2 protein-coding genes are annotated in these 2,011 nt (G+C 48.3%); both read left to right on the plus strand.

Features of this window, described 5'->3' with window-relative positions; translation table 11 throughout:
- Positions 1 to 777 (plus strand): hypothetical protein (locus tag V2I46_00035; protein MEE4175872.1); only part of this gene is annotated, 777 nt, incomplete at its 5' end.
- Positions 778 to 1,036: 259 nt separating this feature from the next.
- Positions 1,037 to 1,546 (plus strand): hypothetical protein, encoded by a 510-nt coding sequence (locus tag V2I46_00040; GenBank protein ID MEE4175873.1) that lies wholly within the window; start codon positions 1,037 to 1,039, stop codon positions 1,544 to 1,546.
- Positions 1,547 to 2,011 lie beyond the last annotated feature (465 nt).

Below are 2,011 nucleotides of genomic sequence, written 5' to 3' on the forward strand. Positions count from 1 at the left end.
ACATCCGCCCCTCCTGCATCTGACCCGGTTATCACTGAAACCCTGGCTGAGTCCGTTGAACAGATAAAAAGGCTATGGTATATGAAACTTGAAGGCGGTGCTATCGTCAGTCTCAATGGCGACGGTGATTCTGTAGCTTTAACCTATTCCTTTGTGTACGTGCCAGCTATGGGGGAAATGGACACTGGGACAGCAAATTTTGAAAATGGAAAACTGACCTTCCTGACGAGTGAGGGGGATTGCCGGAATCACAGCGAGGAAACGTACGAAATTTACATTGTAAAACATGATGGTCTGCTCATCGGAATGCGTGGCAAGGCTGTGGCGCCTGATAGTTGTCGAGGCCGAACATTTGAAACGCGTGATTTCCTGGATTACTTCGATCCGATCCTTATTTCAAAGGGAACTGAAAAACCCTCAGCATCAGTTCGCGAATTGTTTGGTATGTATTACGACGAAACGGGCATACCCCGCAAGATTAGCGGAACGATGAATTATGAAACGGGTGTTGCCAATGTGTTAGTGAAAACCTTTAACGTCCTTCAAGATACCTGGAAGGAAATCGGGAAGACTTCAGCCAAATATAAGGACGGAAAGTTAATTTTAGAATCCAACACAGGATTTTGTGAGAATGTTGGCGCGACCACTTATGCAGTTTCCGTGATCGTTTACAACGACCAGATCATTGGCATTCACCCCAAGCTATTTGGAGATGACTTGTATGCAGAACGGAAAAACACTTTTGACGACCATATCCTTAGGAGCATCATTCCGTAGGATGCTTTACAGGTGTTGCAAATGGAAGAAACCACATGTCCATTGGTACATGTTTAATTTCGCAATCGATCAAAGTAACGGGATTAGGCCTTGTTTGAGTCCAGGACTGCAGTCTCGACGATCATTTGATTGGGTGCACTCAAGATCAATCGTTGCGGAAAGAGCGCTGTGTGGAAAGGAGGTGTCAGGCTTTGTACTTGCCATGGCCAGGCCAAACTTACCAAGCACAATTTTAAGAAAGCATGAAAGGAGTCTATAAATGAGCACGCGAGTTCGTTCGATAATGATTGTTTCTATTCTCTTGGTCCTGCTAGGTGTGACCGCAGGGCCAGTGGCTGCCGGATCCAAGACCTTTGTTACCGCCTATGAGTGCTGCGAGATCGGGGAATATCCAGGCAAGGAGTTCTTTCCCGATGGCAGGTATCACGTGAGAGGCGCTGCCTCATCTTTTGATTTCTGGTCTGATGATCCCCGCCTTGACGATGCCACAAATCGGATCACCCTCAATGCGAACTTTGTCTGGATGCCTGAGCCGATCTTTGCAGCCGGCCATATGTGGGGCAAGTTTGTCCTGTCCAATGATGGTGGCTGGTGGGAAGGCACCTGGACTGGGGTAAGGGAAAAGAATGGTTTCTCGTACTTCCATTTTGTGGGCAATGGTGGCGGCGGATACGAGGGCTTGCAACTGCACCTTCGAGGTGAAAGGTTGGACCCAGACCCGTCGGTTACGGAGGTTTATCACGGCTATATCCTCGAAACCGATAACTAGCGCCGCCGTAAATCACAGATCCGTTGGAAAAAGCTTGAACAGAGCAGACCCGCGCCCTTGATTGGTGCGGGTCTGCTTCCACCAAGTTAGTTCTCGGAAGACTGCCTTCGGGCGGCCAACGCATGAGACCAGGGTCAAACCCATTCAACATGAGAGGAAGATGCCCAACCATGACCCCCTCCCCAAGCCAGAAGTGTCATCAAGATGCATCAGACAAACCCGCATTTTCGAATATTTTCAGCGTAGTTGCCGCTGAAGACTTCCAACGAAAAAGGCATTGCTACCTTGTCATGCGTTATGAGCTGTAGGACCCCTTGCTGTAAACCGGGGCGGTGGTCCCTAGAAAGGGTAGAGGTGATGCTGAGCAGTCACGCGCAAAGCTTCCTCGAAATTTCTAAATTTTGTAATTGATAAGTGCACAAGTTAAGTATGATTCATCCACTGTGGAATAAAAGTGCGGTTTTG

The organism is Bacteroides sp. (assembly GCA_036351255.1).
GTDB lineage: Bacteria > Bacteroidota > Bacteroidia > Bacteroidales > UBA7960 > UBA7960.